The 24,910-nt window shown below is 66.3% G+C and carries 21 protein-coding genes and 4 pseudogenes; 12 read left to right on the top strand and 13 right to left on the bottom strand.

The genetic code is table 11. From position 1 onward, the window contains the following. Positions 1-474 (top strand): fumarylacetoacetate hydrolase family protein (locus AOZ13_RS07875; protein WP_148294575.1); only part of this gene is annotated, 474 nt, incomplete at its 5' end. A gap of 93 nt (positions 475-567) precedes the next feature. Then, complete coding sequence (locus AOZ13_RS07880) at positions 568-1,329, top strand: IclR family transcriptional regulator (protein ID WP_020222039.1); 762 nt, start codon at positions 568-570, stop codon at positions 1,327-1,329. 123 nt (positions 1,330-1,452) lie between these two features. On the opposite strand, the pseudogene AOZ13_RS07885 reads toward AOZ13_RS07880, so the two are convergent. Then, positions 1,453-2,195: pseudogene (locus AOZ13_RS07885) on the bottom strand (SDR family oxidoreductase). Between the two features lie 109 nt (positions 2,196-2,304). Here AOZ13_RS07885 and AOZ13_RS07890 point away from each other — a divergent pair. Further along, complete coding sequence (locus tag AOZ13_RS07890) at positions 2,305-3,063, top strand: HpcH/HpaI aldolase family protein (RefSeq protein WP_044957862.1); 759 nt, start codon at positions 2,305-2,307, stop codon at positions 3,061-3,063. A gap of 60 nt (positions 3,064-3,123) precedes the next feature. Beyond that, the gene (locus AOZ13_RS07895) at positions 3,124-3,831 is read left to right on the top strand and encodes a cyclase family protein (protein ID WP_021780285.1); all 708 of its coding nucleotides are present in this window, start codon (positions 3,124-3,126) and stop codon (positions 3,829-3,831) included. 19 nt (positions 3,832-3,850) lie between these two features. Here AOZ13_RS07895 and AOZ13_RS07900 read toward each other — a convergent pair whose 3' ends face one another. From AOZ13_RS07900 to fba, 9 genes are all read right to left on the bottom strand, one after another. Further along, the gene (locus AOZ13_RS07900) at positions 3,851-5,179 is read right to left on the bottom strand and encodes a DUF362 domain-containing protein (protein ID WP_021780286.1); all 1,329 of its coding nucleotides are present in this window, start codon (positions 5,177-5,179) and stop codon (positions 3,851-3,853) included. A gap of 87 nt (positions 5,180-5,266) precedes the next feature. Continuing rightward, complete coding sequence (locus tag AOZ13_RS07905) at positions 5,267-6,442, bottom strand: mandelate racemase family protein (protein WP_020222752.1); 1,176 nt, start codon at positions 6,440-6,442, stop codon at positions 5,267-5,269. A 46-nt stretch (positions 6,443-6,488) separates the two neighbouring features. After that, entirely contained in the window at positions 6,489-7,223 is a 735-nt protein-coding gene (locus AOZ13_RS07910) for a fumarylacetoacetate hydrolase family protein (protein WP_021780287.1), read from the bottom strand. 61 nt (positions 7,224-7,284) lie between these two features. Continuing rightward, entirely contained in the window at positions 7,285-8,403 is a 1,119-nt protein-coding gene (locus AOZ13_RS07915) for a UxaA family hydrolase (RefSeq protein WP_021780288.1), read from the bottom strand. After that, positions 8,400-8,717, bottom strand: a complete 318-nt coding sequence (locus tag AOZ13_RS07920; protein ID WP_021780289.1) for a UxaA family hydrolase — start codon at positions 8,715-8,717, stop codon at positions 8,400-8,402. Before AOZ13_RS07920 ends, AOZ13_RS07915 begins: the two co-directional genes overlap by 4 nt. Continuing rightward, positions 8,714-9,916 carry a UxaA family hydrolase gene (locus AOZ13_RS07925; protein WP_020222811.1) on the bottom strand — a complete coding sequence of 401 codons (1,203 nt, stop codon included), beginning with the start codon at positions 9,914-9,916 and terminating at the stop codon, positions 8,714-8,716. Before AOZ13_RS07925 ends, AOZ13_RS07920 begins: the two co-directional genes overlap by 4 nt. Before the next feature lie 48 nt (positions 9,917-9,964). Then, a complete protein-coding gene (locus AOZ13_RS07930; RefSeq protein ID WP_049934003.1) occupies positions 9,965-10,999 on the bottom strand; it encodes a 2-hydroxyacid dehydrogenase in 1,035 nt (344 codons plus the stop codon). Next, positions 10,996-12,507 carry an FGGY-family carbohydrate kinase gene (locus AOZ13_RS07935; protein ID WP_021780291.1) on the bottom strand — a complete coding sequence of 504 codons (1,512 nt, stop codon included), beginning with the start codon at positions 12,505-12,507 and terminating at the stop codon, positions 10,996-10,998. Before AOZ13_RS07935 ends, AOZ13_RS07930 begins: the two co-directional genes overlap by 4 nt. Beyond that, positions 12,504-13,517: a class II fructose-bisphosphate aldolase gene (gene fba, locus AOZ13_RS07940; protein ID WP_021780292.1), complete on the bottom strand. Its 1,014-nt coding sequence runs from the start codon at positions 13,515-13,517 to the stop codon at positions 12,504-12,506. Before fba ends, AOZ13_RS07935 begins: the two co-directional genes overlap by 4 nt. An 80-nt stretch (positions 13,518-13,597) precedes the next feature. On the opposite strand from fba, the gene AOZ13_RS07945 reads away from it, so the two are divergent. Further along, on the top strand, positions 13,598-14,299 hold the full coding sequence (locus tag AOZ13_RS07945) for a cyclase family protein (protein WP_020222078.1): 702 nt from the start codon (positions 13,598-13,600) through the stop codon (positions 14,297-14,299). A 263-nt stretch (positions 14,300-14,562) separates the two neighbouring features. Next, positions 14,563-15,657 (top strand): Gfo/Idh/MocA family protein, encoded by a 1,095-nt coding sequence (locus AOZ13_RS07950; RefSeq protein ID WP_021780293.1) that lies wholly within the window; start codon positions 14,563-14,565, stop codon positions 15,655-15,657. A gap of 9 nt (positions 15,658-15,666) precedes the next feature. On the opposite strand, the gene AOZ13_RS07955 is transcribed toward AOZ13_RS07950, so the two are convergent. Next, positions 15,667-16,620, bottom strand: coding sequence for a mannonate dehydratase (locus tag AOZ13_RS07955; RefSeq protein WP_020222076.1), 954 nt, complete (start codon positions 16,618-16,620; stop codon positions 15,667-15,669). A gap of 63 nt (positions 16,621-16,683) precedes the next feature. After that, positions 16,684-17,936, bottom strand: a pseudogene (locus AOZ13_RS07960) (DUF362 domain-containing protein). 445 nt (positions 17,937-18,381) lie between these two features. Between AOZ13_RS07960 and tnpC the strand changes: the two are divergent. From tnpC to AOZ13_RS07990, 6 genes and pseudogenes are all read left to right on the top strand, one after another. Beyond that, positions 18,382-19,818 (top strand): annotated as a pseudogene (tnpC, locus tag AOZ13_RS07965) (IS66 family transposase). Positions 19,819-19,845: 27 nt separating this feature from the next. Beyond that, positions 19,846-20,061: pseudogene (locus AOZ13_RS14960) on the top strand (IS6 family transposase); the annotation flags it as partial. 79 nt (positions 20,062-20,140) lie between these two features. Then, entirely contained in the window at positions 20,141-21,685 is a 1,545-nt protein-coding gene (locus AOZ13_RS07975) for an ABC transporter substrate-binding protein (RefSeq protein ID WP_049934006.1), read from the top strand. A gap of 21 nt (positions 21,686-21,706) precedes the next feature. After that, entirely contained in the window at positions 21,707-22,660 is a 954-nt protein-coding gene (locus AOZ13_RS07980; RefSeq protein ID WP_020221836.1) for a carbohydrate ABC transporter permease, read from the top strand. Beyond that, positions 22,657-23,535, top strand: coding sequence for a carbohydrate ABC transporter permease (locus AOZ13_RS07985; protein ID WP_020221837.1), 879 nt, complete (start codon positions 22,657-22,659; stop codon positions 23,533-23,535). The genes AOZ13_RS07980 and AOZ13_RS07985 overlap by 4 nt, the downstream gene beginning before the upstream one ends. A gap of 44 nt (positions 23,536-23,579) precedes the next feature. Next, positions 23,580-24,755 carry an ABC transporter ATP-binding protein gene (locus tag AOZ13_RS07990; RefSeq protein WP_020221838.1) on the top strand — a complete coding sequence of 392 codons (1,176 nt, stop codon included), beginning with the start codon at positions 23,580-23,582 and terminating at the stop codon, positions 24,753-24,755. A gap of 57 nt (positions 24,756-24,812) precedes the next feature. On the opposite strand, the gene AOZ13_RS07995 is transcribed toward AOZ13_RS07990, so the two are convergent. Further along, positions 24,813-24,910 (bottom strand): integrase core domain-containing protein (locus tag AOZ13_RS07995; protein ID WP_148294576.1); only part of this gene is annotated, 98 nt, incomplete at its 5' end.

The following is a 24,910-nucleotide window of genomic DNA, read 5'->3' on the forward strand; positions in this document are numbered from 1 at the left end:
CCGACGTTCTCCGACGAGGTGACGTACGCCGGCGAGCTCGCGGCGGTGATCGGGACGACCTGTCGCGACGTCGCGCCGGCGGACGTTCCAGCAGTCGTCCGCGGCTACACGATCATGAACGACGTGGACGCCCTCGATCAGCCGGGACGCACGGCGCGCAAGGCCTTTGACGGCTCCGGTCCGCTGGGCCCGTGGATCGAGACCGACCTCGATCCCTCGGGCATCGACATGCGAACCGTCATCGACGGCGAGGAGCGCCAGCGCTCGAACACCGAACTGATGCTCTTCGAACCGCGGGAGGTGATCGCCTTCCTCACGGAGCGCTTCACGCTCCGGCCCGGCGACGTCGTGGCGTTCGGGAGTCCGGCGAACCCCGGTCTGATCGAACCCGGCGACGAGGTATCGATCACGTACGAGGGCGTCGGCACGCTCACGAACGGGGTCGCGGAGCCGGGATCGGATCGGGACGACTGAGGACGGCCCGCACTCGCCGGCATTCGATCGTCGAGACGCGCGTTCGCCACTCATGAACAAAGGTTAAATATCTGCGCCGGATACTCCGGATCCATGAACACCCCCGGCCCGACGGTGCAGGCGACGCGGACGAGTCTGGAGATCGTGGAGGCATTGGTCCGCCTCAACGGGGCGGGCGTGACCGAGCTCGCGAGCGACCTCGATCTCCCGAAGAGCACCGTGCACAACCACCTCAACACGCTCCACGACGCGGAGTACGTCGTGAAGGATGACGGGGCGTACGACGTCGGACTGCGCTTTCTGAAGCTCGGCGAATACTCGCGGAGCCGGCTGAAACTCCACGACGTCGCGCGGCCGGAGATCGACTCGCTGGCGGAGGAGACGGGCGAGTTGGTGAACCTCTCCGTCGAGGAGTACGGCCGCGGCGTCTACCTCTATCTCGCGCAGGGCGAGCAGGCGGTCCACCTCGACACGCACGCCGGAATGCACGTTCACCTCCACTGTACGGCGCTCGGGAAGGCGATTCTCGCGCACACGCCCGAAGAGCGCGTCGAGGAGATCCTCGACACGATGGGAATGCCCGCGCGGACCGAGCACACTATCACGGGGCGCGACGCGTTCTTCGAGGAACTCGACGCGGTCCGCGACCGCGGGTACGCCTACGACCGACAGGAGCGCCTCGACGGGCTTCGGTGCGTCGCCGCCCCCATCACGACGCCCGATCACGGCGTCGCCGGCGCGATCAGCATCTCCGGGCCGACCAGTCGCATGCAGGGCGAGCGCTTCGAGACCGAGATCCCCGACCTCCTCCGCAACGCCGCCAACGTCGTCGAACTCAACATGACCTACTCGTAGCCGATTTTCGAGATCGATACACCCGCGATCGCACGGCGTTCAGATCGTCGGAACGCGATTCGCGAAACACCGGCGACGTCGGGAGTGCTCACCGAACAGCGGTTCACGAGGGCCGAACGCCGACTACCAGCCCTCGAACTTGTCGCGTCGATAGAGGTCGAGTTCCTGCACGACGTTCGGTGCCTCCTGTGCGGCCGCGAACGCGATCGCGCGCGCGACGTCCGCGGGTTCCGCGGCCTCGTCCGGGCCGAGCGCGTCCGCCACGCTCTCGCCGTCCTCGTCGCCGAATTCCGTCCGGACCTCCGTCGGGTTGATCGTCGTGACGCCGACGCCTCGGGACCGGCGTTGGCCTGCACGCTCAGCGCGAGACCCCGCGTCCACCACTTCGTCGCGGCGTACACCGGACTCGCCGGCCGCGGATACTGCCCGGACATACTCCCGAGGAAGATCAGGTTCCCCTCGCTCTCCTTCAGGTGCGCCATCGCGGCGCGCGCCACGTAGAACATCCCGTCGCAGTTCACGTCCATCATCTGGCGGTACGCGTCGAGATCGAGGTCCTCGATCGTCGTCTCCTCGCGCCCGAGCCCCGCGTTGTTCACGACGACGTCGAGTCCGCCGAATCGCTCGACGGTCGCCTCGACGAGCGCCTCGACCGCCGCCGCGTCGGTGACGTCCGTCGGGTGGACGACGGTCTCGACGCCGTGCTCGTCCTCGACCTCCGCCGCCAGCTCCTCCAGTCGCCCCTCGCGGCGCGCGCTCAGGACGACGTCCGCGCCGCGCGAAGCCAACTCTTCGACTGTCGCCGCACCGATGCCCGAACTCGCGCCCGTGACGAGCGCCGTCGCGTCGGTCAGTGTGTCTGTCACGCCCGTGATGGGGGACGCGAGCGGCTTAACGGTTCGGAAGAGGAGAGCGCGGGCGTCATAACTCGCCGCTGACGGTAGTTTCAAGCCCCGTGGTGACGCGCTACGAACCATGCCGGAACCCACGTTCAGAGAGCGATTGATGGACGGCGAGACCGTCGTCGGGACGTTCCAGCTGCTCGATTCGGCGATGGTCGCGGAGATGACCGGCGTCGCCGGGATGGACTTCACCATCCTCGATCAGGAGCACGGGCCGCTGACCGCGGAGACGTCCGTCGGTCTCTGCGCCGCCGCCGAGAACGGCGGGGCCGCACCCATCGTGCGCGTTCGGAACAACACGGAATCGGAGATCCAGCGCGCGCTCGACATCGGCGCGGCGGGCGTCGAGATCCCGCAGATCGAGACCCGCGAGGACGCCGAGGCCGCGGTCGAGCACGCCCGCTTCGACCCGCTCGGCTCCCGCGGGCTCTCCCCGTACGTCCGCGCGGGCGGCTACACCGGGGGCGACGACTACACCGAGGAGCAGAACGAGGCCGTGACCGTCATCGTCCACATCGAGGGCGAGCGCGGTGTCGAGAACCTCGACGAGATCCTCGCCGTCGAGGGCATCGACGTGCTCTTCCTCGGTCCCTACGACATGTCGCAGTCGCTCGGCATCCCCGGGCAGGTCGGCGACGAGCGCGTCGAGTCCCTCATGACCGAGGTGTGCGAGCGCGCCGAGGAGGCCGGGAAGGTCGTCGGGACGTTCGCCGACGACGCCGCGATAGCGAACAAATGGATCGACGCCGGCGTCCAGTACGTCGCGATGAGCGTCGACGGCGCCATCGTGACGAAGGCCTTCGAGGACGCCATCGCGGACGTCGATCGCTGACGGGGGGCGCGCTCGCCTCCCGGGAGTACGCTTATGCGCCCGCCACCGAATCGGACACGTATGCCCGAGTGGCAAGATCTCACACAGCCGATCACGGAGCGAGTGACGACCCACCCGCCGGGGTGGCCGTACCCCGAGTTCGAGGCGTACAAGTCGCACGAGTCGGACGGCGTCAACGCGACGCGCGTCCGGATCGTCACGCACTGCGGGACGCACATGGACGCGCCGAGCCACTTCTTCAGCGCCGACGACCACGGCACCATCGAGGACGTGACGCCCGACGAGATGGTGACGGAGGGCGTCGTCCTCGACCTCACTGACGTCGATCGGGGCGCGGCGATCACTCCCGCCGATCTCGACGCCGCGACCGAGGGGAACCCCATCGAAGACGGTGACTTCGTCGTGCTCGATACGGGCATGGACCCGACGGAGACGGACGAGGAGACGTATCTCCGCGAGTACGCGTACCCGGGCGTCGCGGCCGCCGAGTACCTCGTCGACGCGGGCGCGGCCGTCGTCGCGACGGACGCCCTCGGCGTCGACGAACCGGGAGCGAGCATCGCCGACCACGAGGTCCACCGGGCGCTCCTCCCGGCCGGCGTCCGCATCGTCGAGGGCGTCGCGAACCTCGGCGACGTGGCCTACGCCCGCCACGAGTTCGTCTGCACGCCCCTCCCGTACGTCGGGCGCGACGGCTCGCAGGTCAGACTGCTCGCGCGGGAACTGGAGTCGGTGGAACGCGAACGGGAGGAGAGCGAGAAGAGATAGCGAGTTCGTCGCGCCCGCCTCACTCCTCGTCCGCGGCGAACCCGAAGGCGAAGTCGCCGCGCTCGTCGAAGGCGATGTCACGGAGGGCGCCGACGTCCACCGCGTCGCGCTCGGCGAGGTCCGCCGCGACGGGTTCGGAGACGTAGAGCGCGTCAGGCTCCATCGTGTTCTCGATGTAGGCGATGCGGAGGTCGCCGGGATCCCGAACGCCGGTCATCGAGCACGCGACGGTGAGCGTCGCGCGGTCCGTCGGGGAGACGATGGGGATGCGCCCGCGCGCCGTCTCGCCGCTCGTGACGAGGTTCGTGTAGACGTCCGCGAGGTTCAAGTCGGCGACGAGGTCCTCGTGGGCGTAGTCCGCGAGCCCCATGCCGATCGCGTTACCGTGCGAGGCGGGCGTGACCGACCGGACGTAGATGCGCGTGATATCGGGCGTTTCAGGCTCGGGTTCGTCGAAGAAGTCGTAGCGCCCGATGACGTTCGTGTCCATGCCCGCCCCCGAGACGTCCTTGCCCATCTCCTCGACGACGAGCAGGTCGAGTTCGTCGACGGGGAGCGTGGGGAACAGTTCCTCCGAGCGTTCGAGGAGCTGGGGTTCGCGCTCGGGGATGTCGTCGACGGGGACGCCCTCGATGATCGCGGCGCGGTCGTTCGCGTTCTCGACGAGCGCGAGGCCGCCGACGACCGGCGTCTCCTCGAAGATCGCGTGAGCGCGCTCGGGAATGCAGGCGCCGAGACCGCGCTCGATCGCCGCGTTGTGCATCGCCTCGGCACCGCGCTGCTTGCCGAGACCGACGACCGCCATCTTGCAGAGACCGGACTGAATCGGTCCCCGATAGTCCGTGTGGAGCTTCACGCGGTTCGCGAGCAGGACGGCGTCGGCGTCGAGCGCGACCGTCGAGACGGGGATCGGGCGCCCCGTCTCGTCTTCCGCGACCACCTCGACGTCCATCGCGTCGCGGATCTCACAGCCGAGGCGCTCCTCGGTGATCCCGTAGTCCGCGAGGACCTGCCGCTGTCCCTCGGGCGTCGCGCCGCCGTGGCTCCCCATCGCGGGCATCACGAACGGCTCGAAGCCGCGCTCGCGCAGTTCGTCGACGGCCGCGACGACGAGTTCGGGCATGTCGTGGATGCCGCGACTCCCCGCCGTGACGGCGACTTCCGCGCCCGGATCGAGGTCCGCGAACGCCGGGATGTCCGCGACGGCGTCCCGGGTCGCCCCGTCGACGTCCTCGATCTGCGAGGGATCACGTCGTCGCTCCGCGTACGCCATCCGCGGGAAGTCGGCTTCGTCCACGTCGTTGACGTTCTCGAGCGTCGCCGCGTCGGGGATCGCGAGTTCGACCATGGTTGTTCATGACACGCGGCCGGTCTTAGTTCTGTCTCCGGGCGCGACGCTCCCCGACGACGGCGGGTGGACGGCCGTCTGAGGTCCCTACTCGTAGGCGTGGAGGCTCCCGGTGCTGTTCGCCTCGATGTAGTCCCAGTCGTAGGTGACGCCGAGTCCGGGACCGTCCGGAACGGGGACGGTGCCGTCGGCGTCGATCGTGTCGAACTGGTCCTCGTAGCCGCCGGCGTAGACGGGCGGCGTCGTGTTCGCCGCGTCCGGGTGGACGAGCGCCATCTCGTAGTAGTTCGCGTTTCGCGTCGCCGCGATGCAGTGGCGTTGGGCCGGCCCGGGCGCGTGGAACTCCGTGTCGATCCCGAAGCCCTCCGCGACGCGCGCGACCTTCATCGCGCCCGTGATCCCGCCGTCGTACTCGGGGTCCGCGCGGAGGAAGTCCGTCGACTCCGACGCCGCGAAGTCCGATTTCACCTCGAGCCCGCGGACGTGCTCCGTCTGGAGGATCGGCGTGTCGAGCTTCTGCCGGAGCTTCCGGTGGGCGTGCTGGCTGATCCCCGCGTCGCGGAACGGGTCCTCGTACCAGAAGAACCCCTCCTCGTCGAGCGCGCGCCCGAGCTTCAGCGCGTCCGCGAACGTCTCGAGTTCGCAGGCCGGATCGTGCATCAGGTTCATGTCGTCGCCGACCGCCTCGCCGACGGCGTGCACGGCGTCGATCTCGCGCGTGAGGTCGCGCGAGGCGTCGCCGCCACCCCAGCCGTGGATCTTGAATCCCGTGTAGCCACGATCACGGGCCTCCTCGGCGAAGTCCGCGAACGCCTCGGGGGAGTCGAGACCGCCGTGCTCGTCGCCGTGATAGGTCGAGGCGTACGCGGGAATCCGCTCGCGATACGTTCCGAGGAGTTCGTGGATCGGCGCGTCGTAGTATTTGCCCGCGAAGTCCCAGAGCGCGATGTCGACCGGACCGATCCCCATGCGGTCGTACTTGCGCAGGGCGCGCTTGATCTCGCTCCAATGCTTCTCGCGCTCGAGGGGGTTCTTCCCGACGAGGTAGTCCGCGAACATGTTCACCTGCGCCGCGCCCGGCGAGTTCCCGCCGACGTACTCGCCCGTGATCCCCTCGTCCGTGTGGACGCGGAGCGCGAACAGCTTCCGCGTCGTCGTCTCGCCGGGCTCGTAGACGAGGTTGAAACCGTGCTCGTCCGTCCCGACGTCCTCCAACTCGTACGAAAACTCCGTGCTGTCGATCCGGGTGATCTCCGGTGCCATACAGGCCAGTGCCCCGGCGACAGCATAAAACTTGGTAGCCGCGCGCCTACGGCGCGTGGACGCCGTGTTCGAGGGTGCCGACGCCCTCGACCTCGATCTCGACCGCGTCGCCGTCTTCGAGGGGACCGACGCCCGCCGGCGTCCCGGTGATGATGACGTCCCCCTCCTCGAGCGTCATGTACTGGGTGATCTCCGCGATCAGCTCGGGCACGGAGAAGATGAACTCCTCGGTGTTCGAGGACTGACGCGTCTCGCCGTTCACGCGGAGTTCGACGTCCGCGTTCTCCGGGACGTGCTCGGGATCCGCGAGCACGGGACCGAGCGGGCACGACCCGTCGAAGGCCTTCCCGCGGATCCAGTTCTGCTCCGCGAACTGGTCGTCGCGATTCGAGACGTCGTCCGCGACCGTGTAGCCCGCGACGACGTCCATCGCGTCCGCCTCCTCGACGTGTCGGCACTGTTCGCCGATCACGACGCCGAGTTCCACCTCGTGCTCGATCTTCTCCTTCCCTTCGAGGAGTTCGACGCTGTCGCCGTGGCCCGCCACCGCGTTCGGCGGCTTCAGGAAGAGCAGCGGGCGATCGGGGACCTCCATGCCCTCCTCCTCGGCGTGGTTGGCGTAGTTCAGCCCGACGCAGACGATCTTCGACGGCTCGCACGGCGGCAGGACGTCCACCTCGTCGATGTCGTACTCGGTCCCGCCGAAGGAGACGGTGCCGTCGTCGTGATATTCGCCCTCGCGCACTGCGCCCGCGGGATCGCGGAATCGAACGTGTCGCATGGGAGCATCCACGCCGCCTCGGGCTAAAAGCGTTCCGCAGACGCCGCGGCGGCGTCGCGCCTCACATCGAGGGACCGACGCGGGTGAGCGCGAACTCGGTCAGGCCGTGCGCCTCGGCGCGCGTCTTCCGGCCGTCCGCGACGTCGCGGACCGCGTCGACGAGATCCGCCGCGTCCGCCTCTCGCGCGTCCACGTCGATGTCGTCCGGGAGCGCCGCGAGCGTGTCGGCGTCGCCGGAGACCTTCAGCACGGGGACGATCGGGTGGCCGGCGGGCACGCCGTCGGCCGTCACGTGGACGACGAGGTTCGCGCCCGCCGCCGCGAGACCCGTCGCCGCCTCCTCGAAGCGCGAGGGAGCGTCGACGAGCGAGAGACCGTCCGCCTCCGCGCGCTCGCCGTACGCGACGACGTCAGCGAGAGGGTGATCGCCCGCGAACCCGGTCGCGGCGTCGAAGCCCGCCTCGCGCGCGTCCGCGCTGACGCGCGTCGCCCGCGCCGGGAGGTCGCGGTGGCGTTCGAGGAACGCGTCGACGGCGCTCTCGGCACTCCTCTTGACCCGTGCGCGCGTCTCCATCGGGTGCGCGGCGTAGCGCTCGTTGCCCGCGACGAGGACGCGCCCGCCGGCGTCGAGCACCCGATCGGCGAGACCCGCCACGAGGGGGTTCGCGCGCTCGACGGTCGACTCCGCGAGGTCGTCGACGACGACGCCGACGGTGAGATCGCCGAGTGACGCTCCGCCGACGCTCGCCGCGTCGGTCTCTGCACGGAGGTCATCGACGGCCGCGACGCCCGCGTCGATGCACGCGTCCGTCCCGCCCGCGTCCTGAATCGCCACTTCGCGGACCGGGAAGCCCCGTTCGTCGAGCGCCGCGGCGACCGCGTCGCTTTGCACCTCCTCGCAGCCGAGACCGACGACGACCGTCCCCGCGACGTTCGGGTTCTCCCCGAGGCTCACGAGGGTTCGCTCGGTCTGGTCGTTGTCCGCGCCGAGCTGCGCGCAACCGTGGTCGTGCGGTGTCGCCACCGCGCCCGCGCGCTCCGCGATTTCCTCCGCGACGAGGTGCGAGCAAATGACCGAGGGCAACACGAGCACGTCGTTGCGGACGCCGACGCGCCCGTCCGAGCGCCGGTACCCCTCGAAGTCGCCCGCGGCCGCCTCGGAGGGGGAGTCGGCGCTCATTCCGCCACCTCCTCGCCCGCGGCCGCGAGGTCGCCGCGCCCGCGCGTGCTCTCGCAGTTGTGCGTGTGCACCCACTCGCCGGGGGCGATCGGATCGGTCGCCCGCCCGATCACCTCGCCGTACTTGCGCACCTCGTCGCCGGGGTCGTGCGCGACCAGCGCGATCTTGTGCCCGAACGGGACGTCTTCGGACAGGGAGAGGTCGCGTCCCTCGCCCGCGATCCGTCGTCCGTCGTCGAGGTCGTCGATGGCCGTCGCGACCGTATCGGACTCGGCCATCAGCAGGGCGACGTCATCGAGGACGACGCCCTTCATCGGCCCGCCCCCGCCCCCGCGCTCGCGCCGCGCAGCTCCTGCGGTTGGACCTCGTTCACCGCGAACTCCTCGAGACCGCGGCGCTCCGCTTCCGTGCGCTCGCCGCCAGCGACCGCGAGCAGCGTCTCGTAGACGCGTTCGCCGACGGACTCGATGGATTCGCCGTCGATGACCGTGCTCGCGTTCACGTCCATGTTGTTCGCCATGCGGTCCCACGTCTTCGGGTTCCCCGTGACCTTGATGACGGGCGCGATCGGGTTGCCCGTCGTGCTACCGCGGCCCGTCGTGAACGCGACGACCTGCGCGCCCGCCGCGACCTTCCCGACGACGCTCTCGACGTCGTAGCCGGGCGTGTCCATCGGGACGAGACCGCCGCCGACCGGGAGTTCCTCCGCGAACTCCGCGAACCCCTCGATCGGCGTCGTGCCGCCCTTCGCGATCGCGCCGAGGCTCTTCTCCTCGATCGTCGTCAGGCCGCCCTCCTGATTGCCCGGCGTGGGCTGTGCGCCGCGGAGGTCGACGCCCATCATGTCCGCCATCCCCTCGCGATCGGCGACGCGTTCGAGGAGGCGCTCACGGACGTCGTCGTCCGCGCAGCGCTCGGCGAGGATGTGCTCCGCGCCGATGAACTCGGGGGTCTCGCTGAACGACGCGGTGCCGCCGTCCGCGACGAGGCGATCGCAGGCGTTCCCGACCGCGGGGTTCGCTGCGATGCCGCTCGTCGCGTCGCTCCCGCCGCACTCCGCGGCGAAGATCAACTCGCTCGCGTCCGCCCCCTCGCGGCGCGCCTCGCGCGCCTCGTCGTTCAGCCCGGCGACGATCTCACGTCCGCGCGCGAGCGCCGCGCGAGTCCCGCCGGTCTCCCGGATCGAGAGCGTCTCCACGGCCTTCCCCGTCTCCGCGATCCGATCGGCGAGTGACTCGGCGTCGATGTCCTCCGTGCCGAGTTCGACCACCAGCGCCGCGCCGACGTTCGGATTGCGGCCGATACCCGCGAGGACGCGCGCGGTCTGTTCGCGCGTCGCGTCCGGTTGCGTCGTCCCCATCTGGTGCGGCGTGGCTTTCGCCCACGCCCCCGCCTCGTCCGCGACGCCGCGCGCGACGCTGCTCGCCGCGACCGACGTCGGGACGACGGCGACGTGGTTGCGCACTCCGACGCGCCCGTTCGCGCGCCGATAGCCTTCGAAGGTCTTCACCATGAACGATAGTTACGAACAACTGCACAAAGAGCTTTCGCGTCCGCCCGCTCAGAGGCGGTGCTCGGGCGTCTCACCGCGGAGCCACGCCTCGACGTCGCTCGCGACGATTCGCGGCCCCTCGAGGACGGCGTCGCGTGTCGACCCCGCGACGTGCGGGGTGAGGACGACGCCGTCCCGCGAGAGGAGCGGGTGGTCCTCGGGGAGTGGCTCCGCGCGGAAGACGTCGAGCGCCGCGCCCGCGATCTCGTCGTCGTCGAGCGCCGCGACGAGCGCGTCCTCGTCGACGAGACCACCGCGAGCCGTGTTCACGAGGAACGCTGACTCCTGCATCGACGCGAACTCCTCCGCGCCGATCATCCCCCCGGTCTCCTCGGAGAGCCGAACGTGGAGCGTCACCGCGTCGGAACGACCGAGCAGGTCGTGCAGGTCGTCGACGGGCACGGCCCCGCCGTCGCGGATCGATTCGTCGTCGACGAACGGGTCGTACGCGAGGATCTCGGGGTCGAAGCCGTCGAGGCGTCGCGCGACGCCGCGGCCGATGTGGCCGAAGCCGACGATCCCGATCGTCGTCGTGCGGACGTCCGGCGGGAGCAGCGCGGGGTCGAAGACCTGCGACCACTCGCCGTCGATCATGTCGCCGTGGTTGAACGGGATCTCGCGGAGGCGCGAGAGGAGCATCGACACCGCGTAGTCCGCCACGGCGTTCCGGTTGCGCCCCGGCGCGTGCAGCGCCGTCACGCCGCTGTCGTGGCACGCCTCGACGTCCACGTTCTCGGTGCCGCCGCGGGCCGCGCCGACGACGTCGAGGTCCGCGCCCTCGATCAGCTCGCGCGACACCGGCGCCTTGTGGACGACGAGGACGTCAACGCCATCGAGGTGCGTCGCGATGTCGCTCGTGTCGTAGGCGCCCGGTCCCGCCGTCTCCATGTCCATCGTCACGTTCCGGAACTCGGCGGGCGAGGCATCGCCCATCCAGTCCATCCGCTCGAAGACGACGTCGTGTTCCTCGAGGAACCCCGCCGCCTCGGCCATGTACTCGCTCGGCTGCTGCGGGTCGCCGCACAGGAGAACCGTCGTGGTCATCGTCCGACCGGTTCTAGGGGCACGTTCTTCAACGTTTGCCACGCGGGTCCGAGCGCGTCGCGCGCCGACGCGAACGCCTCCCCGAGGTCGCGGTATCGCTCGTGGGCATCCTCGTCGGGTTCGACGCGTCGGTCGACGGCGACCGTCTCGTCGACGGCCGCGCGGACGTCCGGGTAGACGCCGGCGGCGACGCCCCCGCAGATGGCGACGCCGCGCGCGCCCATCTCGCTCCCGGTCGGGACGCTCACGGGGCCGCCGAAGACGTCCGCGAAGACGGCCGGCCAGAGCGCGCTGCGCGCCCCGCCGCCCGTCACGCGGAGGCCGGTGACGTCGTCACGGAGGTCCTCGACGCCGCCGACCTGCGCGAGCGCGACGCCCTCGTAGACCGCGCGGAGCATGTCCGCGCGCGTGCTGTCGAGACCCAGCCCGTAGAATCCACCGCGGGCGTCCGGGTCGTCCGTCGTCCCGTTCAAGTAGGGGTGGAACAGGACGCCGCGCGCGCCCGCGGGGACGTCGGCCGCCACCTCGTCGTAGACGGCGTACGGACTCACGCCGCGCTCTGTCGCGCGCTCGCGCCACGGATCGCCGAACTCGTCGACGAACCAGTCGAGGCAGGCCGCGCCCGCCCGCGTCCCGCGGTAGCGGAGCCACCCGTCGAGGTAGCGCCGCGGGATCCCACCGGCACCGTCGTCCGGTCCCTCGGTCACGACGACGCTCTGCCCCCACGTGCCGAGGATCACCGCGGCCTGTCCGGGATCGACGACGCCCGCGCCGAGCGCGCACGCACCGACGTCGTGGAGGCCCGCCGCGACCGGCGTTCCGGTCGGGATCCCGGTCTCCTCGGCCGCCCGCGGCGTCACCGTCCCACAGCACTCGGTGCTCGGGACGGCTTCGGGGACGGCGTCGCGGTAGTCGGCGATCCCGAGCGCGTCGAAGGCCCCGTCGGTGTCGGCCGGATCGACGCCGAAGACCGACCCCTCCATCGTGTCGGTCGCGTACGCGCCCGTGAGGCGCCCCGCGAGGACGTCCTTGCAGAACAGCACGCGCTCGATCCGCGCGGCGACGTCGGGCGCCTCGCGGTCGAACCACGCGAGGAGGCTGAGCGGGTCGCCGCCGAACGGCGTCCAACCCACGGAGTCGGAGACGGCGTCGAGCGTCCCGTCGTCGCGCCACTCGGTCACGAGATCGGTCGCGCGGCTGTCCGTCGACTTCACGCCGACGACCGGTTCACCGTCGGCGTCGAGGGCGTACAGGCCGTGACCGTGGCCGGCGACGCCGACGCCCGCGAGGCGCTCGCGCTCGACCGCCTCGGCGTCGAGGGCGTCCCGAATCACGCCCGCGACGGCGGCCCAGAGCGCGTCGTGGTCCTGCTCGTCCCGATTCGCAGGAGCCTCGGGGGCGGGCGTCTCGCGCGCGGCGCTCGCGACGACGGTCCCGCCGCGATCGAAGACGACGGCCTTCAGGTTCGTCAGCCCCGCGTCGACGCCGAGCAACAGCGGATCGCTCATCGCTCCGACCCGCGGCTTTGGCCCGCGCTCCCCGTGAGTTCCGCGAGGTCGGCGTAGACGTCCGCGAGGCGCTCGTGGACGCGGTCGGTGGCGGCGTGCGGGTGGAAGTACGTCCGGTCGGGCGCCCAGTCCGCGTCCGCGAAGAAGCCCTCGCGGTCGTCCGCGACTCCCTCGGGCGGCCGGACGGCGTCCGCGTGCTCGCGGTAGAAGTCCGCGAGCGTCCGCGAGAACTCGTACTGGTAGCGCGTGTTCTTGTTGAACTTCCGGACGCCAGCGTCCACGAACGCGCGGACCTGTTCGTCCGCGAGTCCGGAGGCGCCGTGGACGACGAGGGGGACGTCGTGGCCGGCCTCGCGGAGCGCCGCGTCGACCTCGCGGGCGATGTCCGGGCGGACGTCGAGATCGACGCCGGAGGCGACGCCGTGCTGGGTGCCGACGGAGACGGCGAGCAGGTCGACGCCCGTCCGCTCCACGAACTCCACGGAGGCCTCTGGATCGGTGTAGTAGGCGTCCTCGAGCGCCGTCTCGGTCGATCCCTCGGTCCCGGCGACGCGCCCGAGTTCGGCCTCGACGAGGACGTCCGGGTCGGCGGCGTGGAGGCGCGCCGTCGCGTCGCGGACGAGGTCGACGTTCTCCTCGAACGAGCGATCGGAGGCGTCGACCATCACGGAGGACGGGACGTCGGACTCGACGACGGCGTCGAGGAACTCCCACTGGTCGGGGAGGTGGACGTGATCGACGTTGCAGGCGACGCCGACGTCCGCGCCCGCCGCGACCCGTTCGAGATACGCCCCGAAGGCGTCGAGACCGACGTCGGGGTCGCCGCACCCGTAGAAAGCGGCGCTCTCGCGACTCAGCTGGACGACGAGATCGGAGCCGACGCGCTCGGCGCCGTCGAGCAGGCCGAGGAGGACGTCGAAGTGGGTGACGTTGCTCGCGAAGAAGCCGTAGCCGCCCTCCCGTGCGGCCGCGTAGGTCGACGCGAGTGCGTCACCGTCGTGGTAGGCCATCGCCTATCCGTTCCGCGTCGGCTCCCGTATATCTACCGCCGCCCCCACGCTTATGGCGCGGTGCGTGGTATCACGGGACGATGTTCGACGCACCCGACGAGGTCATCGATCTGACGAACCCGATCGAGGACGACATTCCGGTCTGGCCGTCGTACCCCCCGATCGACCTGAAGAAGACGAAGCTCGCGGCGCGCGACGGCTTCACGATGGAGAAGTTGACGATGCGGACGCACACGGCGACGCACGTCGACGCGCCGCGCCACTTCGTGCCGGAGGGCAAATCCCTCGACGACTTTCCCGCGGAGAAGTTCGCGGGCGAGGGCGTCGTCCTCGACCTCGCGCCGTTGGAGAACGCGGAGACGATCACCGTCGAGCACCTCGAACCGTTCGCGGACGACATCGAGGACGGCGACGTCGTGCTACTCCACACGGGGTGGGACGCGCACTACGGCCACACGCCCGAGTGGCTGTTCGAGTTCCCGCACCTGCACGGCGAGGCCTCGCAGTACCTCGCCGACGCGGGCGCGAAGGCCGTCGGCGTCGACACGCCGAGCGTCGGTGGCTGGGCGGACGAGATGCCCGCGCACGGCCCGAGCACGGACGTCGACCCCGCCGACTCTCACCTCCCCCTCCTCGAGAACGACGTCATCGCGATCGAGGAGTTACGGAACCTCGACGCGGTCCTCGACGGCGCGGAGACCGCACGCGCCTTCTTCAGCTACCTCCCGCTCGACCTCCACGGGACGAGCGGCTCCCCGGTGCGCGCGGTCGCGTACCGCTGAACGCCCCACGCCGCGACGGCCACCACCGAACCTTCACGAATGAACGATTGGAACATATACGGCCGAATTACACGCATATCGACGTAATTCACCGGCTAGAGGCCCAACAAAGGCGTTATTTTTCGTTATCGACTACCTCGCCAACGGGGATTCCTCGCGGGTCGATGACATCGTTCTCGTCTCCGTTTCCGGAATATCCGTAGCCAAACGCTACGAGGGGGCCACGGGCAAGCTACAAGTACCGGGCCGTGGTTCGAGAATTCATGGCACGTTACCGTGCAGGCATCATCGGAACCGGAGGTATCGCCGGAATGGGGATCCTCGGGATGCACGACGAGGAGGACATCGGGCGCGAGAAGGTCAGATCGAGCCACGCGGGCGGCTACGACGAAACCGACGGCGTCGAGCTCGTCGCCGTCGCGGACGTCGATCAGGAGAAGCTCGACACCTTCGGGGACGCGTGGGAGATCCCCGAAGAGGGGCGCTACCTCGGCCACGAGGCGATGCTCGAAACCGCGGATCTCGACGTCGTCTCCGTCTGCACGCCCTCGTACCTCCACCACGACCACGTCGTCGATGCGGCCGAGATCGGCGATCCCGACGTGATCTGGTGCGAGAAGCCGATCGCCGCGAGCGTCACCGAGGCCGAGGAGATGATCGACGTCTGCGACGACTTGGGCGTCGAACTCCTCGTCAACCACTCCTTCCGCTTCACCGAGAAGCTCCAGCGCCTCCACGACCTCGTCCACGAGGAGGACCTGCTCGGTGAAGTGAAGTCCGTGAACGCGCAGTTCCGACGCGAACTCATGCGGAACTCGACGCACGTCCTCGACATGCTCGTCTACCTGCTCGACGCGCGCGCCGAGACCGTGAGCGGGTACATCAACGGCGAGAACGACGCCGTCGACGCCCTCGACGGCTCGGCGGTGGACGACGCGGGCGGCGGCGGCCACGTCGTCATGGACGACGGGACGTTCACGACGATCGACTGCACGGTCGCCCGCGACGTCTCCTCGATGGCGCTCACCTTCGTCGGCACCGAGGGAAAACTCTACCTCAACAACGACGACGGCGAGTGGCGCTACTGGGACCTCGAGGACGGCACACACGTCGAGGCGGACCTCCCCGGCATCGACGGCGCGTGGACGTGGGACGAGGACTACGAGAACGCCTTCCCGAACGCCGCCCGCCACGTCGTCGACCTCCTCGACGGCGACGCGGAGAACTTCTCCCCCGGCGTCGAAGCCGCACGCTCCCTCGAGATCATCGTCGGCTTCTACGTCTCCCACTACACCGGCGCGCACGTCGACGTCCCACTCGATCGCCCCCTCCGCGACGTCACCATCACGTCTTGGTAGGGGCGCCCGTCAGGCCGTCGCCTCCAGTAGGCCCTTCATGTAGCCGACCGCGTAGAGGCGTCCGAGCGTCATGTAGCCCGGGTTCGAGTTCTCCTCGGTCGCCATCGTTGGGACGTGATCGGGTCTCGCTGGCCCTTCGAAGCCGATGTCGCGGTACGCCTCGATGCAGGCGCGCATGTCTGTCGGCCCTGCGTCGTGCCACGTCTCGACGAACTCCGAGCGATCGCCTTCGACGTCGCGGAAGTGCACGAAGTTGATCCGCTCGCCGAAGTGCCGGATCGTCTCGGGGATGTCGGCGCCCATCGCGGCGAAGTTCCCCTGACAGAACGTGATCCCGTTGTACTCGCTGTCGTACATGTCCATCACGCGATCGTAGTTCTCCGGGGAGGTGACGATCCGGTCGACCCCGCGGAGGTTCCCGATCGGCGGGTCGTCCGGGTGGAGCGCGAGCTTTACGCCCGCCTCCTCGGCGACCGGGACGACCTCGTTCAGGAAGTACTCGAGGGCGTCCCAGAGGTCCGCGGCGTCGACCGGCGCGATCTCCTGCTCGGGCGCGCCCGCCATCAGGTCGTCGTCGTAGCCCGTGGTGAGCGACCCGCCGCGCGTCGGGATCGCGGTCGAGGTGCGCGCCCAGCGCTTCCCGACCATCCAGTCGTAGGCGACGACCGGGACGTCGAGTTCGCCGAGGTTCCGGAGGTACCGCTTGAAGCGCTCGATCTCCTCGTCGCGGCCCTCGCGGCCGAGCCGGGTCGCGTCGCTGATCGGGACGCAGCCCTCGATGGCGCCGACGTCGAGACCGTAGTCGCGGAACGTCTGCGTCAGCTCGAGGAGATCCTCGTAGCGCCACGGCCGCGAGCCGTCGCCGATCTCGAGCGTGTGGACGACGGCCGTCTCGACGCCCGTCTGCTTCGCGAGGTCCCAACGCTCGTCGCGCTCCGGCGGCAGGATGAGTGCAGTCTCCATACGAAAGCTCTTCGATCGAAGAAATATGAAAGTTTGCAGTTCAGCGTCCCAAGAGGGGATGGATTACGGGTCCAGTATGTTGCGTTCGAACTGACCATCGTCAAACTGCATTGATGACGGCTCCTCGACGACGCGGAGGTCGTCACGTTCGCGTGCCGCCTCGACAAGCGCAGTAGACGCTTCGATCCGTTCGAGATGCATTGTGTCACGGATACGAGCGACCTGCACCTCCGACGGCGGGGTGACACCGATCGTCGAGAGGCAAACGACGAGACCGGCGCGGTCCGTCTCGACGGGTGCAGGAATGCGCGCGCCCGCAATCGTACTTGAAGTGAGGGCGTTGACGAACGTATCTGCGAGATCAATATCCGTGTAGAGATCGGCGTGGATGACGTCCGCCGAACCGACCGCGGTCGCGTTCCCGTGAGACACTTCGGTGAGCCACGTACGAATATCCGCTTGATAGACGGTGTTTGGGGTTCGGGTTCGAAACCGTACACCATACGGCCAATAACGTTTGTGTCCATGCCTGACCCCGAGACATCCTTCCCCTGTCGGTCAACAACGAGGGTGTCGATTTCGTCGAAAGGAAGTGTCGGCATACGGTCGTACGCGTAGTTGAGGAGTTCGGCCTCACGATCGAGGAACCCCGACGGGGGGACACCCTCAATGACGTCGGTCTCGTCGTGTTCGTCTTCGACAACAGCGACTCCACCGATGACAGGGAGCTTATCGAGGATTCGGGACGCGATCTCAGGAATCATGTTCCGAAGGCTCCAATCGGCGGCCCACTTGTGTGCAGTCTTCGCGCCGCGCTGTTTCCCCATCCCGATGACGAGCATCTTCGAGAGCCCACTCTCGACGTCGCCTTGGAAATCCGTGTGCGGTTTGATGCGATTGATCGGGACGATCGCATCCGCCCCAGCGGCGTTCGCATCCACGTGAACGGGGATGTCCCGCTCCGCGGTTTCGCCGATGACAACCGTCTCCATCGTCGCGCGGATTTCGCAGCCGAGCGTCGCTTCGTTCATATCGAGTGAGTTCAGCATCTCACGCTGGCCTTCGGCGACCGCGCCGCCGTGGCTCCCCATTGCGGGGAAGACGAACGGCTCGTACCCGAGATCTCCGAGGCGCGTGACGACGCCATGAACGATCGACGCGATGTTCGCGATCCCACGGCTCCCCGCGCCGATGGCGACCGACCCCCCGGTAGGCACGCCATCAAGATCGAATTCGTCAACCGCCGTGGCCGCCCGTTCGGCAATCTCTCTCGGTGGGATCGGATCGGTCTCCCACACCTGTTCGATGACCCCCATCTCCGGGAGCGCCGCGTCGCCCGCCGCGTCGAGGATCGTCGTTTCGGGTATCGGATCAGGACCTTCCTGGTGTGTGTTCTCTCTCACCACGAAAGAATATCTGGATCGATGTGTAAAAATCTACCTACGCAGGTCACGACAGTCCATCGCCAAGATTGGCACGTCACACCGTCGCTTGGCTCCGCACCTGCGGAGGCGTTCGTGTCATCCATGTTCGGTTAAGCTCGTAGAGGCAGAGTAGCTGGATCTGAGGCTAGCACGATTCCTACGAGAACACCCGAGACAGACCGTATAGCAGTTAGAGAAATATTACGGGGAGTGTTATCCGAACATGGATTATCTGCTGTACGTGTTTACCCCTAGTCGGTTCCGTCACCCTCTCGTAAACGCCGGGTGACTGGTGTCGTAGAGAGATGCAACAGGCGAACAAGCACCCTCCTGAGGGATGGTCTCCGGTCTGGAGACCATCCCGTTTCACCTATTCATGACTTCTCCAGAGCCTACCAAAGAAGAGATCCTCGAACGCCTTGCCGCGCTTGAGAAAGAAAACGAAACTCTCCGCAGGAGAATAAACGACTGAGGGCCAAGCTGTAGTGGCACGAAGGACCGCATACGCTACCGAGCAAGGAGAAATCAACCGATGAGGGGTCGTCGTCCTCGTCAGTCGAGGACGACGACGGCAGCGAGGAACCACGGACAGATGATGGAACACCTGGACGTAACCCCGGCCGTGCTCCCGTGTGGCGATCCGCTCCTGATCCAGATCAGGAGCTCGAAGTCACCTGTGACTGCTGTCCAGACTGTGGCGAAGCGTTCGACGAGTCGGCGGGCGTCTGCCCCTGACTTGTCGAGGAAATCCCTGACCTACAGCCTCCAGAAACCACCCAGTACAACCGCCACCGCTACGAGTGCGATTCGTGTGGGATGCAGACCATTGCTTCACACCCCGACTGCCCCGATAAGGGGCAGTTCGGGGTGAACGTCATCGCACAAGCCGCTCTATCCCGATACGATCACCGCCACCCCTACCGGAAGATCGACGATCGTTTCGAGCAACTTCACAACTTGGCACTCTCGGGTGCGTCCGCGTGGTACGTGATTGAGCGCGCTGCGCGCGCCGGTCGCTGTGAGTACGAGCAGATTCGCCAGCAGATTCAGAACGCGGACATCGTCCATGTTGACGAAACCGGGATCAAACGTGATAGTGAGCAAGCGTGGATCTGGACGTTTCAGACGGACAAGCACACGCTGTACGCGGTCAGAGAAAGTCGAGGCAGTGATGTTCCCGCGGAAGTCCTCGGCAAGGACTTTGCGGGAACGGTTGTCAGATGGCCGGACAGCGTATCCGGCCTTCAGCAGCAACCTCCAGCGGTGCTGGGCACACATTCTCCGAGAAGCTGAAGATGTCGCTGAGGAGTACGAGGACGCAGAGCCGATTTACCGGAATCTCAGGCAGCTGTACGTCGTCTCCAGTCGTGGCTGGAGACCGACCCCAGTCCTCGTGAACGAGCACAGATGCATCGGTTGAGCCAGAACGGACTCAAATCGCTCGTTACACGCTCAGCAACGGACGAACCAGTGGCAACACTGCTCGGGAAGATCAAAGGCGGGACCGACCACTGGCTCACCTTCATCGGTGAGCCAGCGGTCTCACCGACAAATAATGCGGCTGAGAACGCGCTTCGTGAACCGGTGATTCTCCGGAAAATCATTGGGGCACTCCGCAATGACCACGGTATGTTCGTTCATGAGACGATCTTGCCCCTGCTGGCGACTTGGCGCCAGCAGGGACGCAGTCTACGAGGAACTTCGCCGGGTCGTCAGTAACAATGAGATGATCTCATGGATTCACACTGTGCTGGCTGTCGAGACCTCGGGGTAAACACATACGATCTGCTTGGGTAGGTTCCACACTCTTTCCAAGCGGACACTTCTACTATCCAGATGTGATCGACTGAGATGGCTCCAGACAGTCTCAATGCGGATCGACCGCTTTCACTCGTTTTGGCAGGGCAGTCAATCAAGCGGGAGACGCTGGTTGCAACGGTTCAGACACTATTACAACCGACATCGGCCGAATCAAGTATCAAATGGAAATACACCAGCTACGGAGGGGCAGAACTAGATAGTGCCTAAATATTCGGCTAAGGTACTACATGAAAAATCCCGGTAGATATAAGTGCGGAATCTGTGAACAAGGATCTATGCCAGACAATGGCAATAACCTGAATCGACGGCAATTGCTGAAATACTCGGCGTTCGCGAGCGCGGGCGGACTCAGTGCGTTCGCCGGCTGTTCGAACAACGGTGGATCGAGTGGGTCGGGCGGGTCGGGCGGGTCGAACGGGTCAGTAAGTATCGACTTCGCGTCCAACTGGAAACAGCGCAGGACGACGAGCCTAGATGAATGGAAGCTCTCGGACCGGCAAGCCGTTCCGGACGCGAACAAGCAGGGATCGACGGACGCGTGGAAGCAGTCGAAGTCGGTCAAGAGCGCACCGTGGCAGCCCCCAAAGGGGTGGGAGGACTCTGCCGCTGCAGACGTCGACAGTATCCAAGTTCTCAACTTCGGCAGTCTCGACTACGACCCGGCGACTGTCGCGACATACGCGATGTTCGAGGACCGGACTGGAATCAAAATCGACCCCCTCGAACTCGTTGTCGACCAAGCGATTCCGAAGGAGACCGCGTTCCTCAAAGCCGAGCGGAGTTCGCCACAGGCGTTCGAGGTTGTCACGACGAGTTCCTTCTCTTCATTCGCCGACGCCGGTTACCTGGCGAACCTCGACGCGCTGATGCCCAAAGACGAGATGTGGGATACCTACCAGCCGGTAACGAAGCCCACGTCGACGTGGAATAACCACGTGTACACGTGCCCGGCGTACCTCGAAGCCAGCCTGGTTCACGTGCGGCCGGACCTGCTGAAGGAGCAAGGAGTGCCGGAGAACTCCCGAAAAGCGATCCTCGACGGTTCATGGACCTGGGACGATCTTGAGGCCGCGATGAAAGCCTTCGAGGGAACAGGAACCTACGCGTGGGCGTACCGGGGCGGTTCGCGGACGTACACGTTGCGTGACTTCGAGAAGATGTTCTACCAGGCTGGAGGGACGTTCTACGAGAACGGGAAAGTGAAAGTTAACACCGACGCCGGGTACGCCGCGGTGGAGAAAATGGTTGAGTGGCGCAATAAGGGGTGGGTGCCAAACGAGGTCGTGAGCTACGGACAGGGGGACCTCGCCGACGGGTTCCTCTCCGGGCAGTTCGCTATGGTTCCCGTGTATGGCGACCTCGTCTCCAAGGCGCTCGCGAAGTACGAGAAGGGAACGGAGTACCAGCCGACGCTCTCTCCGAAGGGCGGGTCAAGTACCCCGAACCCGACCCGAGCGGGAATTGCCTCGCCAACGGGAATTTCAATCAACGTGAACGCTAGTGAGTCTCAGAAAGCGGCGGCGATGCTGTTCGGCGACGCGCTGCTCAGCGAGTCCAGTCAGTGGTGGGAGTTCGTCGTAGAAGGGAACCAGTCCTTTTCGAAGAGCGTATATGACGAGGCGAGCCAGGCTGGAGTCGCCGAGTTCGCCGATATCCGTGGTAAGCAGATGACGCTGAACCAGGCCGAGGTCTTCCCGCAGGAACGACCAATCAAGCAACACGTCAGCCAACAGGTTCAGAAGGCCATTGCCGGCGACCTCGACCCGAAGAAGGCGCTCGATCAGGCACAGAGCTTCATCAACACTATCCTGGGGCAGTAGCCCCACTGCTGTCTCCAAGACATGTCTTACGAATCAGAAACCCGATTCACGGAACCGGAGACGACGTACGAGGAGGTGCGGCAACGCGTCTCTAGAGTCCTCAACGACCACATCCTTCTCGTATTGCTAGGGCCGGCGCTCCTCGTCATCGCGGCGATTTTCGTCTACCCGGTCTTCCAACTCGTCAAACAGTCCTTCTACCTGACCATCCCGGGGGTCCCGAACCGTTTCATCGGCCTCCGTAACTACACCCAGATGTTGGGGCGGACGGAGTTCTGGACGTACTTCGGCCACACGCTCGTCTATTCGTTCGGTTCGCTCATTCTCAGTCTCGGGAGCGGGCTGGCGGTCGCGCTCGCAATCAACCACGTCGTGAACCAGCGAATCCGGAACATCTACTCAACGCTGTTAATGTTCGCGTGGGCGATCCCGATCGCCGTCGTCGCGATGATATGGAAGTGGGTCCTCACCGGAAACAAGCTCGGACTCATAAACATGATCCTGATGGACCTCGGGATCCTACAACATCCGTACGCGTGGCTGGCGAACCAGAACCTCGCGATGGCGCTGGTCACGTTCACCGACGCGTGGGCCCGGATGCCGTTCGCGATGATCGTGCTCCTCGCCGGTCTCCAGTCCATCCCAGGGCACATGTATGACGCGGCGAAGGTCGACGGGGCGACGACGTTCCAGACGTTCCGTGCGATCACGGTTCCGTATCTGCGACCGTACCTCGCAATCGTCGCGCTAATGAACTGGATGTTCGCGTTCCGTGCGTTCGCCATCATCTTCCCGCTGACCAGCGGCGGTCCCGGGACGCGGACGACTGTCTTCAGCATCTACATCTACCGCACCGGGATGATAAACTTCAACTACGGGTACGCGTCCGCGATTGCGGTGTTCATCATCCTCATCTCACTCGTCGTCGCCATCGTCTACGTTACGAAAGTCATGGGAGGTGTCCAAGAAGAATGAGCACTGAAAACGAGAGCTACGAACGCATCAGTTACGAGAGTCGCCAGCGGTTCTGGAACGTCGTGGAGAGCCGATACGTCGTCCACATCGTCTTGGCTCTGGCCGTCCTGACTGTGATCGTTCCGATTGTCTGGGAGCTATTAACGTCGTTCAAGGCGAACGACGCGGTGTACAACCTCACGTATCTCCCTCGCGATCCGACACTCAGTTCGTACTACGAGGTGCTCATCGGCCAGCAGTACTGGAAGGCGCTGTTGAACAGCCTGATAATCTCGACAGTGACGACGATCGTCGTGATGGGGCTCGCCACGCCGGCCGGATACGCGTTCAGTCGCTATCGCTTCCGCGGGGACAACGTCATCTTCATCGGCGTGCTGTTCTCGCGGCTGTTCCCGCCTATCGGGTTGATCGTACCCTACTACCAGATCATGTCGTGGCTCGGCCTGTTGAACACCCTCCCAGGGATCATCATGGCAGAGGTCTACCTCTGGTTACCGCTGATGATCTACATCATGCGGAACTTCTTCATGTCGATCCCCGCGGACCTCGATGAGTCCGCGCGTGTCGACGGGTGTACGCGCCTACAGGCGTTCCGGAAGATCGCGCTCCCACTTGCAGCACCAGGGATTGCAGCCTGCTCGATTCTGACATTCCTGTACTCGTGGCGGGAGTTCCTCTTCTCCCTGATCGTCACGACGGACCTCCAGTCGATGCCGATCTCCGTGGCGGTCTACAAGTTCGTCGGTGACGTCTCCGTTCAGTGGGCGAGCCTCGCCGCTGCAAGCGTCATCGCCGTCGTCCCGACGATCCTCATCGTTGTGTTCTTCCAGCGGTACATCGTCAGTGGGCTGACCGCGGGGGCGCTCAAGGAATGAACGATGCACAGTCAACTGATCAGCCAACTAATGAACACGAACCCATGAGCGAAACCGACACGACGCCACAGACTGAGACCGAATCGAATGAGGACTACAACGTCCGGATCGACGAGTTTACTAAGGTGTACGACTCCGGCGGAAACGGCGTTGTCGCCGTTGAGGACCTGAACATCGATATTCGCCGCGGCGAGTTCCTGGTCTTCGTGGGACCGTCCGGCTGTGGGAAGACGACGACACTCCGTACGGTCGCGGGCCTCGAAACCGCGACCGAGGGTCGCATCTGGATCGAGGGGGAGGACGTCACAGGCATGGATCCACGCGAGCGGGGCATCGCGATGGTGTTCCAGAACTACGCGCTCTACCCCCACATGACCGTCCGCGAGAACATGTCGTTCCCGCTGCGAATCCGGAACTACCCAAGTGACGAAATCGGTTCCCGCGTCGACGAGGCGGCGGGACTCCTCTCGATCGACGACCTTCTTGAACGGAAGCCCTCGGAGCTCTCTGGTGGGCAACAACAGCGCGTTGCGCTCGGTCGCGCAATCGTCCGCGAACCCTCCGTGTTCCTTATGGACGAACCACTCTCGAACCTCGACGCGAAGCTCCGCGTACAGATGCGCACGGAGCTCAACGAGATCCATCAGCGGGTGGGGAAGACCACCATCTACGTCACGCACGACCAAGCCGAAGCGATGACGCTCGGCGACCGCGTTGCCGTCCTCAATGACGGGAAGCTTCAGCAAATCGGCCCGCCGCAGCACCTCTACGACAACCCAACGAACCAGTTCGTCGCAGGGTTCATCGGCGAGCCCCCAATGAACTTCATAGACGTGGATGTGGTTCCGGATGGCAACGGCCATCGGATCGTTTCCGAGGACCTATTTGACCTCAAGCTCCCTGAACGGCACTCCAAGGCGCTAGCCGCGGTCGAACCCGACTCGGTGACCTTTGGAATTCGGCCAGAAGACCTACACGATGCCGCTGATGCCGGCGCACCGGACGGAGAGACGTTCGAGGCGGAACCAAAGGTGATCGAACCAATGGGTTCCGACAAGTTCCTGACGCTGACATCCCCAGCGGACGGAGCAGAATTCAGCGCGCGCGTCGTTCCGGAGAGCGACGCCGCGGTTGGCGAGCCAATAACGCTCGTACCGAACATGGGGAAATCGCACCTCTTCGACAACGCGAACGGTCGGACCCTTACGGCGCGAGAGTAACCACGTCGCTTCATTCGCGATTCCAGTTTTTTCACTGATTGGTGTCGAAGGCACTGTCTAGTTTAGCACCTCCTCGACGGGCGTTCTTCCATCGAGCGATTGATGCGGTCTCTGATGGTTGTAGTAATGCACGAGCTGTTCAAGCCATTCACGTG

The sequence above is a fragment of the Halarchaeum acidiphilum MH1-52-1 genome (assembly GCF_000474235.1).
Classification (GTDB): Archaea; Halobacteriota; Halobacteria; order Halobacteriales; family Halobacteriaceae; genus Halarchaeum; species Halarchaeum acidiphilum.